Origin of the sequence: Streptomyces rubiginosohelvolus, from assembly GCF_014649875.1 — a bacterium.
GTDB lineage: Bacteria > Actinomycetota > Actinomycetes > Streptomycetales > Streptomycetaceae > Streptomyces > Streptomyces rubiginosohelvolus.
The window spans coordinates 695,775-711,273 of the sequence record NZ_BMTW01000001.1 but is presented as its reverse complement, the minus strand read 5'-3'; the positions used below and the strand labels follow the sequence as shown (position 1 = coordinate 711,273).

The window sequence follows — 15,499 nt, the reverse complement described above, 5'->3', positions numbered from 1 at the left end:
TACCGATGGGGCTCGCATGGCCATCACCACGTTGCTCGTCGCCAACCGGGGCGAGATCGCCTGCCGGATCTTCCGCACCTGCCGCGACCTGGGCATCACCACCGTCGCCGTGTACTCCGACGCGGACGCCGACGCCCTGCACGTACGGGAGGCGGACCTCGCCGTACGGCTGCCGGGCGCGGCCCCCGCCGACACTTATCTGCGCGACGAACTCGTCGTGGCCGCCGCGCGGGCCGCCGGGGCGGACGCCGTGCATCCCGGCTACGGCTTCCTCTCCGAGAACGCCGCCTTCGCCGCCGCCGTGCAGGACGCGGGGCTCGTGTGGGTGGGCCCGCCGGTGAAGGCCATCGAGCTGATGGCCTCCAAGACCCGGGCCAAGGAGCTGATGGCCGGGGCGGGGGTGCCGCTGCTGGCCCCCGTGGACCCGGCGACGGCGGGCCCCGACGACCTGCCGCTCCTGCTGAAGGCGGCGGCGGGCGGCGGCGGACGCGGCATGCGAATCGTCCGCGAACTCGACGCACTACCCGGCGAGTTGCTGGCGGCCGCTGCCGAGGCCGCCTCCGCCTTCGGGGACGGGGAGGTGTTCGCCGAGCCGTACGTGGAGCGCGGCCGGCACGTCGAGGTCCAGGTGATGGCGGACGCGCACGACACCGTGTGGGCGCTCGGCACCCGGGACTGCTCGCTCCAGCGCCGCCACCAGAAGGTCATCGAGGAGGCCCCCGCGCCCGGTCTCGACGAGGCGCTGCGGACCCGGCTCCACGAGGCGGCCGTGGCCGCCGCCCGGGCGGTCGGCTACCGGGGCGCGGGCACCGTGGAGTTCCTGGTCTCCGCCGAGGGCCGCCCGTACTTCCTGGAGATGAACACCCGCCTCCAGGTCGAACACCCCGTCACGGAGGCCGTGTTCGGGCTCGACCTCGTCACCCTGCAGCTACGGGTCGCGGAGGGCGAGCCGCTGCCGTCCCCCGAGCCCCCGCAGCCGTCCGGCCACGCGGTGGAGGCCCGGCTCTACGCCGAGGACCCGGCCCGCGACTGGCAGCCGCAGACCGGCGCGCTGCTCACCCTGGAGGTGCCGGAGGGCCCCGGCCTGCGCCTGGACACCGGGTACACCGGCGGTGACACCATCGGCGTGCACTACGACCCGATGATCGCCAAGGTGATCGCCCACGCCCCGACCCGTACCGAGGCCGTCCGCCTGCTGGCCCGCGCGCTGGAGAGGGCCCGCGTCCACGGCCCGGTCACCAACCGCGACCTGCTCGTACGCTCGCTGCGCCACCCGGACTTCGCGGCGGCCCGCCTGGACACCGGCTTCTACGACCGGCACCTGGCCGACCTCACCGCCCCGGGAGCCGACCGGGACCCCGCCACGGCCGCCCTCGCCGCGACTCTGGCGGAAGCCGTACGCGGTCCGGAAGCCGTACGCGGCGCGGAAGCCGTACGTCCCACGCGCCCCGGCGGCCCCGCCCCGGCCCGCTTCGGAGCCTGGCGCAACGTGCCATCGCAGCCCCAGCGCAAGCGCTACCGCAGCGAACCCGACGGAACGGTACACGAGGTCGCCTACCGCACCCCGCGCACCGGGACCCCGGAACCGTACGAGACCACCGGAACCCGGGTCCTGACCGTCACCCCCGACCGCGTCACGCTCGAAGTCGACGGCGTGACCCGGCACTTCGCCATCACCACCCACGCCGACCGGGTCCACGTGGACGCCGCCGACGCCTCGTACACCTTCACCGCCCTGCCCCGCTTCACCGACCCCGCCACGCACACCGCCCCCGGCTCCCTGCTCGCCCCGATGCCCGGCACCGTCGTCCGCCTGGCGGAGGGCCTGGCCGCCGGGGTCACCGTCGAGGCCGGGCAGCCGCTGATCTGGCTGGAGGCGATGAAGATGGAACACCGCATCCTCGCGCCCGCCTCCGGCACCCTCACCGCCCTGCACGCCGCGCCCGGCCACCAGGTCGAGGTCGGCGCGCTGCTCGCCGTGGTCCAGGAGGGCCCGGCCGCCACCCCCGTACCCGTTCCCGTACCGGAGGAGACCGCATGAGCACCGCACGCACCGCCCTCGAAACCGAAGAGCACCAGGCCCTGCGCGCAGCCGTCGCCGCCCTCGGGAAGCGGTACGGGCGCGACTACATGACCACCGTCATCCGCGAGGGCAAGCACACCGACGAACTGTGGGCGGAGGCCGCGAAGCTCGGCTACCTCGGGGTGAACCTCCCCGAGGAGTACGGCGGCGGGGGCGGCGGAATGGCCGAACTCTCCATCGTCCTGGAGGAGTTGGGTGCGGCCGGATCGCCGCTCCTGATGATGATCGTGTCGCCCGCGATCTGCGGCACGGTCATCGCCCGCTTCGGCACGGAGGAGCAGAAGCGGACATGGCTGCCGGGCCTCGCCGACGGCAGCCTCACCATGGCTTTCGGTATCACCGAGCCCGACGCCGGATCGAACTCCCACCGCATCACCACCACCGCCCGCCGCGACGGCGACGACTGGGTCCTCACCGGACGCAAGGTCTTCGTCTCCGGCGTCGACATAGCCGACGCCACCCTGATCGTGGGCCGGACCGAGGACGCCCGCTCCGGGAGGCTGAAGCCCTGCCTGTTCATCGTTCCGCGTGAAGCCCCCGGGTTCGGCCGGAACCAGATCGACATGGAACTCCACGCTCCCGAGAAGCAGTTCGAGCTGGTCCTCGACGACGTGCGACTGCCGGCGAACGCCCTGGTCGGCGACGAGGACGCGGGTCTGCTCCAGCTCTTCGCCGGGCTGAACCCCGAGCGGATCATGACGGCGGCGTTCGGCATCGGGATGGGCCGCTTCGCGCTCTCCAGGGCCGTGGAGTACGCCCGGACCCGCCAGGTCTGGAAGGAGCCCATCGGCTCCCACCAGGCCATCGCGCACCCGCTCGCCACCGCGCACATCGACCTGGAGCTGTCGCGCCTGATGATGCAGAAGGCGGCGCGGCTGTACGACGAGGGCGACGACATCGGGGCGGGCGAGGCGGCCAACATGGCGAAGTACGCGGCCGGGGAGGCGTGCGTGAAGGCTGTCGACCAGGCGGTCCACACCCTCGGCGGCAACGGCCTGACCCGGGAGTACGGCCTAGCGTCCCTGATCACCGCGTCGCGGGTGGCCCGGATAGCCCCGGTCAGCCGCGAGATGATCCTGAACTACGTCTCGCACCAGTCGCTGGGCCTGCCGAAGTCGTACTAGTCCCCGTTCTCCCTGTCTGGAGAGAAACGCGTCCGACCCCTCCCCATCCCTCCCCCACAGGGGTGATTCTGACCCTCCACACTCCACACCCGCACGGCGTCCCGCGCCGCCACCCGGGCGGCGCGGGCGACCGCGACGACAGGGGACCGCCATGGTGTTCCGCAGCGAGTACGCAGACGTAACGGCCCTCGACACACCCATCCACGACGCGGTTCTCGGCGGGGCCGCCGGGTTCGGTGACACCGTCGCCCTGATCGACGGGACGAACGGCATGTCCCTCACGTACGCCCAACTCGACGGATTCCACCGGCGGATCGCCGCCGCGCTCGCCGAGGCGGGCCTCAGGAAGGGCGACGTCCTCGCACTCCACAGCCCGAACACCATCGCCTACCCCGCCGTCTTCTACGGGGCCACCCGCGCCGGAGCCTCGGTCACCACGGTCCACCCGCTGGCCACCCCCGAGGAGTTCGCCAAACAGCTCGCGGACAGCGGGGCGAAGTGGATCGTCACGGTCTCCCCACTCCTGCCGACCGCTCGCCGCGCGGCCGAACTGACAGGCGGGATAAGGGAGATCTACGTCTGCGACCAGGCGGAGGGCCACACCTCCATCCTGGACATGCTGTCCTCCACGGCCCCCGAGCCGGAGATCGCGATCGACCCCGGCGAGGACGTGGCGGCCCTCCCGTACAGTTCCGGCACGACGGGCACGCCCAAGGGCGTGATGCTGACGCACCGGTCGATCGCGACCAACCTGGAGCAGCTGCGACCGTTCATCCCCATGGGCGAGGGCGACCGCATCCTGGCGGTGTTGCCGTTCTTCCACATCTACGGCCTCACGGCCCTGATGAACGTCCCGCTGCGCTGCGGCTCGACGGTCGTCGTGCTGCCCCGCTTCGACCTGGCCCAGTTCCTGGAGGCCATCCAGACGCACCGCATCTCCGGTCTGTACGTGGCTCCGCCGATCGTGCTGGCACTGGCGAAGCACCCGCTGGTCGGGGAGTACGACCTGACCTCGCTCCAGTACATCGTCAGCGCCGCCGCCCCGCTGGACGCCGAGCTGGCGGCGGCGTGTTCGGCCCGGCTGGGGGTGCCGCCGGTGCGGCAGGCGTACGGGATGACGGAGCTCTCGCCGGGTACGCACGTGGTGCCGCTCTCCGTCGAGCAGCCGCCGCCGGGCACGGTCGGCAAGCTGCTGCCGAACACCGAGATGCGGATCGTGTCGCTGGAGGACCCGGCGAAGGACGCGGAGCCGGGTTCGGACGGCGAGATCCTGATCCGGGGCCCGCAGGTGATGAAGGGCTACCTGGGCCGCGCGGACGCCACGGCCGCGATGATCGACGAGGACGGCTGGGTGCACACGGGCGACGTCGGCCGGGCGGACGAGGACGGCTGGCTGTACGTCGTCGACCGGGTGAAGGAGCTGATCAAGTACAAGGGCTACCAGGTCGCCCCCGCCGAGCTGGAGGCCCTGCTCCTCACCCACGATGAGGTGGCGGACGCGGCGGTGATCGGGGTCTACGACGCGGAGGGCAACGAGGTCCCGAAGGCGTTCCTGGTCCGGGGACCGGGGGCGGAGGCCCTGACCGAGGACGAGGTGATGGCGTACGTCGCCGAGCGCGTCTCCCCGTACAAGAAGGTGCGGCGGGCCGAGTTCATCGAGGCGGTGCCGCGGGCGGCCTCGGGCAAGATCCTCCGGCGCGAGCTACGCGACCGCGAGAAGACGGAGAAGACGGAGAGGACGGACGAGACGTGACCCTGATCGATCGGACGGGGGAGCGGGGCATCGCGACCCTGACGCTGGACTCCCCGGCCAACCGCAACGCGCTGTCGGCGGCGCTGGTCGGGGAGTTGCGCGACGCCCTGGCGGACTGTGCGGCCGACGAGACCGTACGGGCGGTGGTGCTGGCCCATACGGGTTCGACGTTCTGCGCCGGGGCGGATCTGAAGGCTCCGCCGGACCCGGAGGCGTTCGTGGGCCTGATGCGGGAGGTCGTGGCGCTGCCGAAGCCGGTGGTGGCCCGGGTGACCGGCCATGTCCGGGCGGGCGGCCTGGGCCTGCTGGCGGCGTGCGACATCGCGGTGGCGGGCGAGGCGTCGTCCTTCGCCCTCACGGAGTCCCGCCTGGGCCTGGCCCCGGCGGTGATCTCCCTCACCCTGCTCCCGCGCGTGGACCGCACGGCGGCGAACCGCTATTACCTCACCGGGGAGCGGTTCGACGCGGCGGAGGCGGCGAGGATCGGCCTGGTCACGGTGGCCGCCGAGAACGTGGACAAAGCCCTCGTACCCGTCCTGGACGGCCTGCGCCGGGCCTCGCCCCAGGGGCTGGCCGCATCGAAGGAGCTGGTCACGGCTACGGTGCTGAGGAGCTTCGACCAGTACGCCGAAGACCTCATCGCCCGCTCCGCCGCGTTGTTCGCCTCCGACGAGGCGAGGGAGGGGATGACGGCCTTCCTCGAACGACGGGACCCGGCATGGGTGCGGTGACCTCTTCCTCCTCTGCTCCCCGGGCCGCTCACGCGCCCAAGCAGGACCGCAGCCGGGCGACGCGGCAGCGGCTCCTGGAGGCGGCGGTGGCCTGCCTGGCCGAACACGGCTGGGCGGGCTCCACCGTCTCCGTCGTCGCCGAACGGGCCGGCGTCTCGCGCGGCGCGGCCCAGCACCACTTCCCGACCCGCGAGGACCTGTTCACCGGCGCGGTGGAGTACGTCGCCGAGGAACGCTCCGCCGCCCTGCGCGCGCTCCCCGTCCAGGGCCGCGCCGAGGTGGTCGCGGCCCTGGTCGACCTCTACACGGGCCGGCTGTTCCGGGCGGCGCTCCAGCTCTGGGTGGCCGCCTCCAACGAGGCCCAACTCCGGCCGCGCGTCACGGAACTGGAGGCGCGGGTGGGCCGCGAGACCCACCGCATCGCGGTCGAGCTCCTCGGCGCGGACGAGTCCCGCCCGGGCTCCCGAGAAACGGTCCAGGGCCTCCTGGACATGGCCCGCGGCCTGGGCCTCGCCAACCTCCTCACCGACGACACGGCCCGCCGGGAGCGGGTGGTGGCGCAGTGGGCGGCGCTGGTGGAGGAGGGGCTGGGGTGAGGGTTCGTGGCGCCTTTGGGGGCCACCTGGCTGCCGCGCCGGTCAGTCGCCGGCGGGGACGGGCGTGGCCTGGTGGTAGTACATCCGCCAGGCCGTCTCCCCGTCCCGCCGGCGCCACAGCGAACTGCGGCGGGCCCGGCGGCCGTCGAAGACGGTCTCGTACGTGAGATGCACGATCCCGGGGGCGAGGAGGACCCCGCCCATCCCGGAGGGCTCGAACCGAGGTCCGCCCCCGCTGTCGCCGCCCCCGCCCTCCAGCTCGGGGAGAGCGGCGAGCATCTCCTCGTACGTCCACCGCCGCCCCGAGACCCGAGAGGGTGCCGCGTCGCGCGGGTGACCTCAGGCAGTGCCACGCCCCTGCGTTGCGCTCCCGTCGTACACGTGGTCCGGCGTGGCGAGTTGGGTGACCGCACGGGCGAGCAGCGTGGACGGCTCCTGGCCCCCGCTGAGCGAGTCCGTGTTGATCATGATGACCAGGGTGGCCTTCTGCGCGGGCAGGTAGACGGTGACCGTCTCGTACCCCGGCAGGGACCCGTTGTGGCCGATCCAGCCGCCGGTCTCGAAGATGCCGAGGCCGTAGCCGAGCCCCGGGAATCCGGTCGGCCGGGTCATGAGCCGCTGCGCCTGGGTCTTGGGGCTCAGCAGCTCTCCGGTGGCGACGACCTTGGCCCAGCGGCGCAGGTCGTGCAGGTCGGAGATCATCGCACCGGCGGCCCAGGCCCAGCTGGGGTTCCAGTCCGTGGAGTCCTCGGTCTCGCCGCTGAGCGTCTGGTCGGTGTAGCCGTGCGCGTGCGGCTCGGGGAACTCGGCCCCGGTCGGGAAGAGCGTGTTGTGCAGCCGGGCGGGGCGCAGCACCCGTTCGTGGATGACGCGGTCGAGGCGTCGACCGGTGACCTTCTCGATCACCAGACCGAGCAGGACGAGGTTGGAGTTGGAGTACTGGAACTGCGCGTCCGGCTTGAAGGTGTTCTTGTGCTTCATGCCGTACGCGAGCACTTCTCGCGGTGTGAAGGAGCGGTACGGGTCGCTCAGCAGGTCGTGCACGAACCCCGGGTCGGAGGTGTACGGGAACAGGCCGCTGCGCATCCCGGCGAGCTGGCGCAACGTGATGCGGTCGCCGTTGCGCACGCCGGGGACGTAGGCGGAGATCGGGTCGTCCAGCTTGACGCGCTTCTCGTCGACGAGCTGGAGGAGCGCGGTCACGGTGAAGGTCTTCGTCTCGCTGCCGATCCGGACCCGGAGGTCGGCCGACATCGGCTCGCGGGTGACCGTATCGGCGACGCCGCTCGCGTGGACGTAGCTCCCCTTCCCCGGCATCCACAGCCCGACGACGGCGCCGGGGATCCCGGCCTGCTCGCGGACCTCGTCGATGGTCCGGTCCAGCTCGGCGGTCAGCGCGGGATCGAGGCCGCCCGGCGGACAGTCGTCCTCGCCGTGCTGTCCGTGCCTGCCGTGTTGTCCGTGCTGGTCGGAGCCTGCGGCGTGTACTGCCGGGGCGGGGGCCACGGCCATCGGGGCCAGGACGGACGCCGCGAGCAGCGTCGCGGCGAGGAGGCGTCGGGTGGGGGAGCGGCGTCGCATGGCGGAGGGCCTTTCCAGGCGGGGGAGGGGAGGAAGCGGGGAGCGGACGGCAACGACACCATCCGGCCACCGGACCACGCGCCGCGTCCCTGCCGCGTCCCGCCAAGTCCACTCGTTCGGAGCCGCACGGGAAGGGAACGGCCCCGGGGGAGCAGGTGCTCCCCCGGGGCCGCTCGTGTGTGGTCTTCCGGCAGGCAGCGCTTACGGCTGGGAGTTCACCCAGCTCAGCTTGTGGGCGTAGAGCACGCGCTGACAGATGTGGGCACTGGTGGGTCCGGTGAGGCACCCCTCCGGCTTGCCGTCCTCGGCCAGCTTCGCGTTCACGGCGCCTTCCCAGTGCTCGGAGGCCGACCAGAGACGGCCCGCGCCGCGCTCGTAGTAGAGGTCCTCGGCACCGGTGGCCGTCTTGATCGGGGCCCGGCCCCCGGCGCTCAACTCACCGCCGACCCACTGGTAGCGCCACAGGTTGCTCGGCTCGTCGGTCCCCTTGCTCTCGTTGACGTAGAGCGTGCCGTCGTGCGCGACCGCGCCCTGGGCCCCGCCCGTCGCCAGCGGCAGGTAGTTGGCCCAGCCCTCGGCCTTCACATCGTTGGTGCGGCCTTCGAGCTCTGCTACCGGGTAGGAGGCGATGCGGCCGGTCGACGGGTACGTCGTCGAGCCCGCCGGGCGGCAGTACTCGCCGAGGAGCAGCCGGTCAGGGCGTGTACTGCGGTCGAGGGAGAGGTACGAGGCCTTCGGACGGCCCGTGGTGGCGCACTTGTACTTGTCGGCCTGGGCGGTCGGGTTCTTCTGCGCGGCCCGGAACTTCCAGGCGGCGACCTGCGGCATCACGTAGCGGTAGCCGTAGCTGTACCAGACGTTGTCGTGACGGCCGACCTTCGACTTGTCCTCGACATTGGCAGTGGTCGTCTTGTCGTCGGCCCCGTCCTTGCCCATCGTGTCGCCGGCCTTGCCGTCGCCGTCCGGGTCCAGGTCCATGATCTTCTCCATGTCGAAGACCCGGATGCCGTTACGGGTGTCGGCCACGTACAGGAAGTTCCCGTACCAGACCATGCCCCCGGCGTGGACACCGTTCTGCATGAACTTGTCCGGATCCGCGTCCGGGTCCCCCTCGGCGGAGTGAACACCGTCGAAGGACACGTGGTTCGCGCTGTTGATGAACGTCCAGCCCAGCAGGACGTGCCGGTACTTCACCTCGGGGCTGCCCGTGGCCGGGTTCGTGCGGCTCTGCACGAAGGTGATGCGGATCCCCTTCTGGTTGCAGGAGTCGCGCTTCTTGGCCTCCGCCTCCGTGCAGTCGCCGTACTTGTCCTTGTTGTTGTCGCGCCCCGGGTCGTTGTTGTCGTACGAGGCGAAGAGCTGGATGTTCCCGGCAGCGCCGTACAGCTCGTTGTCCCTGGCGTCCGAGACGCCGGTCATGGCCTGCGGGATCCACTCGTGCGAGGTGGAATCGTCGTCCTGCAGGCAGTACTTGAGATCCGGGTCGGGAGCCGTGTTGAACGGATCGCGTGAACACCACGGGCTGATGGTGCGGTTGGCGGCCACGAGCAGATTCTGTACGCCCTGCTTGGGCAGCACCGCGTCGAGCCGCTTCACCCGTGAGGTGGTCGTCGCGTTCATGACGCCCGGCGCCAGCGTGAACTCGTCCGGATCGGCGGCACCACCCGGCCCCGCCCACGCCTGAACGCCCGCCGGGGGCGCCTCGGCCTTGGTGACCGGGGGGTCCTGGATCAGGTTCTGCGGGACGGGCGGGGGCGTCTCGTCCGCCTGGGCGGGGAGCGAGAGGCCGGTGAGCGCGAGCAGGGTCGCCGCGGCGGCGGCCAGCCCTGTGCGGCGTATGCGACTTGGGGGCATGCGTGGGTGTTCCCTCCGTTGCCGACCCGACTGATGTCGGTGCCGGGTACACGGAGGCTTTCAGCCGGCCGCCTGGGATCGCAACATCGAATCTCCGAACTGGATCTGATCGGGCGGTTGTTGGGGACGGTCCCCGCCTCGCAGGCCGGGGACCGTCCGCTGCGCGCGTTCTCACTCCTGGCGCAGGCTCGTCACCAGGTCGCGCGGCAGTCCATGCGTGTCGTGCAGGTAGTGGAAGTCCTCCTCGGACAGCGGGCCCTGGAAGCGGGGGCGGGCGAGTACGCGGCGGCCGCGTTCCAGGAGGCGGCCGAAGCGCTGCTCCTCGTCGAGCAGGGTCCGGAGCACGTCGCCCGGGCGGACGTCCTGGCGGAAGTGGTCCAGGGTGTGCCGGACCAGGTCCTCCGGCAGGTCCCCGAGGCTGCGTGAGGCGTCCTGCCGCCACAGCACGGTGAGCACCCGGCGGACCAGGCGGCGCAGCACATAACCCCTGCCGGTGCTGGACGGGCGCACGCCGTCGCCGAGCACCACGACGGCCGAGCGCAGATGGTCGCTGACCAGGCGGAGATCGGGCTCCTCCAGGGGCCACAGGGGCGGTACGAGACGGCGCCACGGGTCGAAGACGTCGCAGGCGAAGACGGACGGCTTGCCTTGGAGCAGGGAGGCCAGGCGCTCCAGGCCGAGGCCGGTGTCGACGTTGCGCTGGGGCAGCGGTGCGAGCGAGCCGTCGGCGAGGCGGCGGTGCGTCATCGTCACGTGGTTCCACACCTCCACCCAGCGGTCGTCGCGGGTGGGTGTCGACTGCGGCGGGCCGTCGCCGCTCCAGAGGAAGATCTCCGAATCGGGGCCGCAGGGGCCGACGGGGCCGTCACCCTCGTTGTCGTCCACGCTCTTCGGCCACCAGTTGTCCTCCACCGTGAGTTCCACGGGGACGCCGAGGCCCTGCCACAGTTCGAGGGAATCGGTGTCCCGCCCTGTCCGGTCGTCGCCGGCGTAGACCGTGGCGTGCAGCAGGCCGGGGTCGATCCCCAGGCCCTCGGTCAGCAGCCCGTACCCCCAGTCCAGGCTGAGCGGGCCCCCGTAGTCGCCGAGCGACCAGGTGCCCAGCATCTCGAAGACCGTCAGGTGCGTGGCGTCCCCGACCTCGTCCAGGTCCGTGGTGCGCAGACAGCGCTGCACGTTGACCAGGCGCTTCCCCAGGGGGTGAGGCCGGCCCTCCAAGTAGGGGGTGAGCGGGTGCATGCCGGAGGTCGTGAAGAGGACGGGGTCGCCGGGGGGTGGCAGCAGGGTCGAGCCGGTGATCCGGCGGTGGCCGCGTTCTTCGTAATACTCGACGAACGTCCTGATGAGCTGGTCCGTACGCATGGGGGTGGCTCCTTCGCGGGGCAGCGGGGGAGGCACCGGAGAACGGGACCGTGCAGTCACCCGGCCGGGGCCAGAGGCTCCGCGGCACTACCGACGGACCGTTTCCGGTCGCCGGGGGAAGAGGACGTCAGGCGGCGGCAACCGGCGAGCTGGTCGCTCGCGCGGTGGCGGTGGTGGTGCTTCGGCCGGTGACGTTCATACGGCGACCCTAACGCGGGTCCGGTCGGTGGGGCATCCGCATATCCGGCGGGTCAGACCGGCTGCATCAGGTCGCTCTCGCTGATCGTGTACGTCAGCGGGGGATAGGCGAAATCCGTTTCCTGGTTCTCGCGACGCCGCAGCCGGTAGAACTCGCTCCTCTGTTCATCGTCGGCCAGGACGAGCCGCGCGCCCTCCGGGAGGCAGGCGTGGCCGTCCCGAAACCGGACCGAGGTCTTCGATGTTCGGAGCGTCAACCCCAGCCATTCGTTCTCCTCTGCCTTTCCGGGCGAGTCCAGGACAATCCTGTGTTTCAGGCGGCGATTCGAAGCGACCGAGAAAGCGACCACGCTGTCGTGCGTGAGAGGGACCTCGAACTTCGCCTCGTCCGTGTCCTTCGATGTGAAGATCAGCTTCCTCGGTGGGCCGGCCTCCGGGTTCCGATAGCAGGAGAAGACGGCGATGAATGAGTCGTCGGCCAGATCCAGGGCCTGGTCGGAGTGGGCGCCCATGGTCCGGTACGTGTTCGTGTAGCTCTCGAACAGGGCGTTGTTGAAGCCGGTCGGCAGTCCCGCGCGGTCCCGGATCTGCTGGGCCAGGCGCTCGTGGACCGGGCGGAAGCGTTGCGCCGGGGTGCTGTACCGCGTGGTCGTACGCACGAGAGGCACGCCGCCCGTCGCGTCGACCCTGGTGAGCACAGCGCCTCGGCGGCCCTTTCCCGCGTCCTCCAGAAGGGCCGACGCCGACAGTTCCGCGAAGAGGCCTTCCTCGGCCGGGACGGTGCAGGTCAGGATGTCGTCGGGGATTCCCGAGATCCTAGATTCCGGGGGCAACGTAGTCTCCCGAGTTCATGCTGAAGCGGAAATCGTCGCCGTAATCGATGAAGGACGACGTCCTGTTCTCCTCGGCGTACAGCTTGCGCAGGTCCTCCATTCCCTCTTGCGTGGGCGGCTCCAGCTTCACCAGGTCTCCGGCCACTTTGAGGAACGTGTGCCCGTCCTTGTGCACGGCCTCGGTGCTCGAACAGCGCACCACATACCCCAGGCGGGTCGGGAGCAGTTCGGCGTCCAGCCCCGAGGGCCGGATTTCGTGCGTGTACAGGCGGTTGGTGGACAGCGGCATGAAGAAGACCGAGCCGGGGTGGAGAGTGATGCTGAAATGCCGGGGAAGCGCAGCCGCCGTGTCCCGTTCCTCGGCCGTCTCCTTGAGGCGGAAGTGGAGTCGGGTGAGTCCGCTGGACCCCTTCACTCCGTGGTCGAAGTCGTCGCCGGGCATCGGCCGCAGACGGTCGAGCCCGTCGTAGAAGGTGCAGAAGGCCATGATGCCGTTGGCCGGCATGTCCTTGGTCTTGTCGGCGTGGGCCGAGATCTTGGCCTTGGCCTGCTTGCGCTCGGCCGTGGCACGGGTGTTGCGGTAGATCTGGGCGAGGACGTGGTTCAGCGGTGCGTGATCCCGGAAGACGGTGTCCGCCTCGCGGTTCAGCTCCTCGACCACGCTCGTGTCGGTCGGGCGGAACGTCTCGGTCGGACCCGAGAGATTCGTAGAGCACCGGAGCAGCCGGAAGTGCCGTTCCTCGCCGTCCTGCGTGACGGGCGTCAGATAGATCCCGCTGCGATGGGACGTTCCCGGCTTCGTGGACTCCGTCAGGGACTGGAACACATGCTCCGAGCTGATCCGTCCGAAGTGGTCGGCGTCGACTGCGAAGAAGCGGCGGTAGTACACACCGACCCCGTGCACCCGCAGGGGGACGCGGCCGAGGCCGACGGCCGTCCACGGGCGGCCGGTGCCCCCGTCGTCACCGTGCGACAGCTCCCGGATCACGAACACCCGGTCGGCGGCGCGCAGTTGATCGTCGGATACGGCGGACAGGTCGCCGCACACATAGACGGTCTTCCGCGCGAGGTCGGGCGGATCGGAGGCGAGCTCCTCCGGAGTGATCGTGGACCCGAAGAAGTCCCTGATCGCGTCGTCGTTCCGCAGGCCCGAAGGGGCGACCAGGACGTTGCCCGCCTCGTCGATGCGGGCCTCCGACGCCTCCGTCGCGTACGTCACCACGCCACCTGCCCTTTCGCGGACATCAAGCGCGGCCGCGCGAAGTCCGTGTTGTCCACCACCGCGTCCATCCTCGGCAGCGGGTCCACCTCGTCGAGGTAGAGACGCTCCGCCACCAGGTACCGGTTTCGGTGGATCGCCTCCGCGTCCGAGCCCGCCCAGTCCTGGTCGCGTTCCGCGCCGCGGCGTACGGAGAGTTCGGCGTCCACGTCCATCCAGATCCGGAAGTCCCAGTACGCGTCGATCTCGGGCCGGAACGCGAAGACGCCGTCCACGATCAGGACGGAGTCCGGGGCGAGGGGGGCCGTTTCGGCCGCGTGGCTGTCCTGTGTCAGCGGGTCGATCGAGCACAGGGCGCACGACTCCGCCTCCGGCGAGCGGGCGGGGTCCAGCAGGAGGCGCTTGGCCGAGGCGTAGTCGTACGCGTTGCGGTAGTAGCCCTCGCCCGACTCCCGGTCGTACAGGTGCCGGTCCTTCCACGGGTTCTTGAAGTCGTCCAGCGTGGCCCGGAGCACCGGACGCCCCGACTCGGCTATGTGCGCTGCCAGTTCGTGGCCGAAGCTCGTCTTCCCCGCCGCCGTGAAGCCGTCGATGCCGACCAGGAGCCGACCGGTTCCAAGGGCCCGTACGCGTTCCGCGAGCGCCTTCGTCAGGGCGCTGCGATCCGCCGAAGCCGGTGCGGGGTGCGGCTGTTGCCAGGTCGAGGGCGAGTGGCTGACGGATGCTGCCTCAGGGTGTCCCATCCGCCGATCCTCGCAAAGGCTCCTGGCGGGCCCTCAGGTGGGCCCGTTCGCCCTGGTGGCCGAAGAGGACGAGCAGTTCCACGGTGCGGTCGTCGTCGGAGCCGAGCCAGTGGGGGACATGCGTGTCGAACTCGGCCGCCTCGCCGGGCTTCAGGACGAGGGACCGCTCGCCCAGGAGCAGGCGGAGCCGGCCGGCCAGGACGTACAGCCACTCGAAGCCCTCGTGGGTCCGCAGGGTCGGTTCCGTGCCCGCCGGGCTCGGGCGGATCAGCAGCTTGTGGGCCTGGACCCCTCCCGGGCGGCTCAGCGGTACGTACGTGAGGCCGTCCCGCGTCACCGGGCGGAGGTGGATGCGCGGGTCGCCGGTGCGGGGTGCGCCCACCAGTTCGTCCAGTGGGACCGCGTGGACCTCCGCCAGCGGCAGCAGCAGTTCCAGCGTCGGCTTGCGCGTGCCGCCCTCCAGGCGGGACAGGGTGCTCTCGTTGATCCCGGTCCGCTCCGCCAGTTCGGCCAGCGTCATGCCGTGCCTGCGCCGCAGTTCGCGCAGGCGGGGGCCCACCGCGGCCAGGACGCCGTCCCGGTCCTCGGCGCCCCGCGCCGCTGGTGGCTGTCCTTCCATGTCTCCCATGCCCCCAGGTTGCCGAAACGGCATGGAAGCTTGCAAGGGCGGCAGGCCGCGGCGCACCGTCCTCCTCAGGGGAAGAGAGAAACGAGAGGAATCCGCCGTGAGCAGCGACACCACCCGTGCCACCGACACCACCGACTCCGCCGCGTTCTGGGAGAACCACTACGCCGGCGTCGACCCTCAGTGGGGCACCCGGCCCAACGCCGTCCTCGCCGAGGCCGTCACCGCCCTGGCCCCCGAGCCGGGCGGTCGCGGCGACCGTGCGCTCGACCTCGGCTGCGGGCACGGCGGCGACGCCCTCTGGCTCGCCTCGCTCGGCTGGGACGTCACCGCCGTCGACGTCTCGGCGACCGCCCTGGAACGGGTCGGCGCCGGGGCTGACGCGGCCGGGCTGGCCGACCGCGTCCACCCGAGCCGGCACGACCTCGCCCGGACCTTCCCCGACGGGGCCTTCGACCTGGTCACCGCGAGCTACTTCCACACCCCTGTGGAGATCCCCCGCGAACAGGTCCTCCGGCGCGCCGCCGAAGCCGTCGCCCCCGGCGGTCTCCTCGTCCTGGTCGAGCACGCCTCGCTCGCCCCGTGGTCCTGGCGGGACGGCCACGAGGACGTGACGTTCCCCAGCCCCGACGAGGTCCTCGCGTCCCTGCGGCTCGGCGACGGATGGCGCACCGAGCGCTGTCACGCGCCCGAGCGGACCGCCACCGGGCCCGGCGGCGAGACCGCGACCGTCACCGACAACGTCATCGCCGTCCGCCGCGCCCACCAGGACTGAGTCACGCAGTCCGCCGGATCCG

General features: G+C 71.5%; 13 protein-coding genes and 1 pseudogene. 6 read left to right on the top strand and 8 right to left on the bottom strand.

What is annotated here, in order from left to right:
* Nucleotides 1–16 precede the first annotated feature (16 nt).
* The 5 genes from IE134_RS03360 (at nt 17) to IE134_RS03340 (ending at nt 6,287) form a co-directional block, all read left to right on the top strand.
* A complete protein-coding gene (locus IE134_RS03360) occupies nt 17–2,041 on the top strand; it encodes an ATP-binding protein (RefSeq protein WP_189429531.1) in 2,025 nt (674 codons plus the stop codon).
* Entirely contained in the window at nt 2,038–3,207 is a 1,170-nt protein-coding gene (locus IE134_RS03355) for an acyl-CoA dehydrogenase family protein (protein WP_030709562.1), read from the top strand. The genes IE134_RS03360 and IE134_RS03355 overlap by 4 nt, the downstream gene beginning before the upstream one ends.
* Before the next feature lie 151 nt (nt 3,208–3,358).
* Nucleotides 3,359–4,960: a 4-coumarate--CoA ligase family protein gene (locus tag IE134_RS03350; protein ID WP_126930978.1), complete on the top strand. Its 1,602-nt coding sequence runs from the start codon at nt 3,359–3,361 to the stop codon at nt 4,958–4,960.
* Complete coding sequence (locus tag IE134_RS03345; RefSeq protein ID WP_098016358.1) at nt 4,957–5,691, top strand: enoyl-CoA hydratase family protein; 735 nt, start codon at nt 4,957–4,959, stop codon at nt 5,689–5,691. Before IE134_RS03350 ends, IE134_RS03345 begins: the two co-directional genes overlap by 4 nt.
* The gene (locus IE134_RS03340; protein ID WP_030709558.1) at nt 5,679–6,287 is read left to right on the top strand and encodes a TetR/AcrR family transcriptional regulator; all 609 of its coding nucleotides are present in this window, start codon (nt 5,679–5,681) and stop codon (nt 6,285–6,287) included. The genes IE134_RS03345 and IE134_RS03340 overlap by 13 nt, the downstream gene beginning before the upstream one ends.
* A 42-nt stretch (nt 6,288–6,329) precedes the next feature.
* On the opposite strand, the pseudogene IE134_RS03335 reads toward IE134_RS03340, so the two are convergent.
* The 8 genes and pseudogenes from IE134_RS03335 to IE134_RS03300 all read right to left on the bottom strand — a co-directional run.
* Nucleotides 6,330–6,593 (bottom strand): annotated as a pseudogene (locus tag IE134_RS03335) (DUF4440 domain-containing protein); the annotation flags it as partial.
* A 33-nt stretch (nt 6,594–6,626) separates the two neighbouring features.
* On the bottom strand, nt 6,627–7,868 hold the full coding sequence (locus tag IE134_RS03330; protein WP_030709557.1) for a serine hydrolase domain-containing protein: 1,242 nt from the start codon (nt 7,866–7,868) through the stop codon (nt 6,627–6,629).
* Nucleotides 7,869–8,069: 201 nt separating this feature from the next.
* Nucleotides 8,070–9,722, bottom strand: a complete 1,653-nt coding sequence (locus tag IE134_RS03325) for a hypothetical protein (RefSeq protein WP_030709556.1) — start codon at nt 9,720–9,722, stop codon at nt 8,070–8,072.
* A gap of 171 nt (nt 9,723–9,893) precedes the next feature.
* Entirely contained in the window at nt 9,894–11,084 is a 1,191-nt protein-coding gene (locus IE134_RS03320) for an alanine--tRNA ligase-related protein (protein WP_030709554.1), read from the bottom strand.
* A 251-nt stretch (nt 11,085–11,335) separates the two neighbouring features.
* The gene (locus IE134_RS03315) at nt 11,336–12,115 is read right to left on the bottom strand and encodes an alpha-ketoglutarate-dependent dioxygenase AlkB (RefSeq protein WP_189429530.1); all 780 of its coding nucleotides are present in this window, start codon (nt 12,113–12,115) and stop codon (nt 11,336–11,338) included.
* Complete coding sequence (locus tag IE134_RS03310) at nt 12,099–13,334, bottom strand: hypothetical protein (RefSeq protein ID WP_189429529.1); 1,236 nt, start codon at nt 13,332–13,334, stop codon at nt 12,099–12,101. The genes IE134_RS03315 and IE134_RS03310 overlap by 17 nt, the downstream gene beginning before the upstream one ends.
* The gene (locus tag IE134_RS03305) at nt 13,331–14,077 is read right to left on the bottom strand and encodes a nucleoside/nucleotide kinase family protein (protein WP_126930975.1); all 747 of its coding nucleotides are present in this window, start codon (nt 14,075–14,077) and stop codon (nt 13,331–13,333) included. The genes IE134_RS03310 and IE134_RS03305 overlap by 4 nt, the downstream gene beginning before the upstream one ends.
* Nucleotides 14,064–14,705 carry a helix-turn-helix domain-containing protein gene (locus tag IE134_RS03300; RefSeq protein WP_098016362.1) on the bottom strand — a complete coding sequence of 214 codons (642 nt, stop codon included), beginning with the start codon at nt 14,703–14,705 and terminating at the stop codon, nt 14,064–14,066. The genes IE134_RS03305 and IE134_RS03300 overlap by 14 nt, the downstream gene beginning before the upstream one ends.
* A 97-nt stretch (nt 14,706–14,802) precedes the next feature.
* Between IE134_RS03300 and IE134_RS03295 the strand changes: the two genes are divergently transcribed.
* Nucleotides 14,803–15,477, top strand: coding sequence for an SAM-dependent methyltransferase (locus IE134_RS03295; protein ID WP_126930974.1), 675 nt, complete (start codon nt 14,803–14,805; stop codon nt 15,475–15,477).
* Nucleotides 15,478–15,499: the final 22 nt, after the last annotated feature.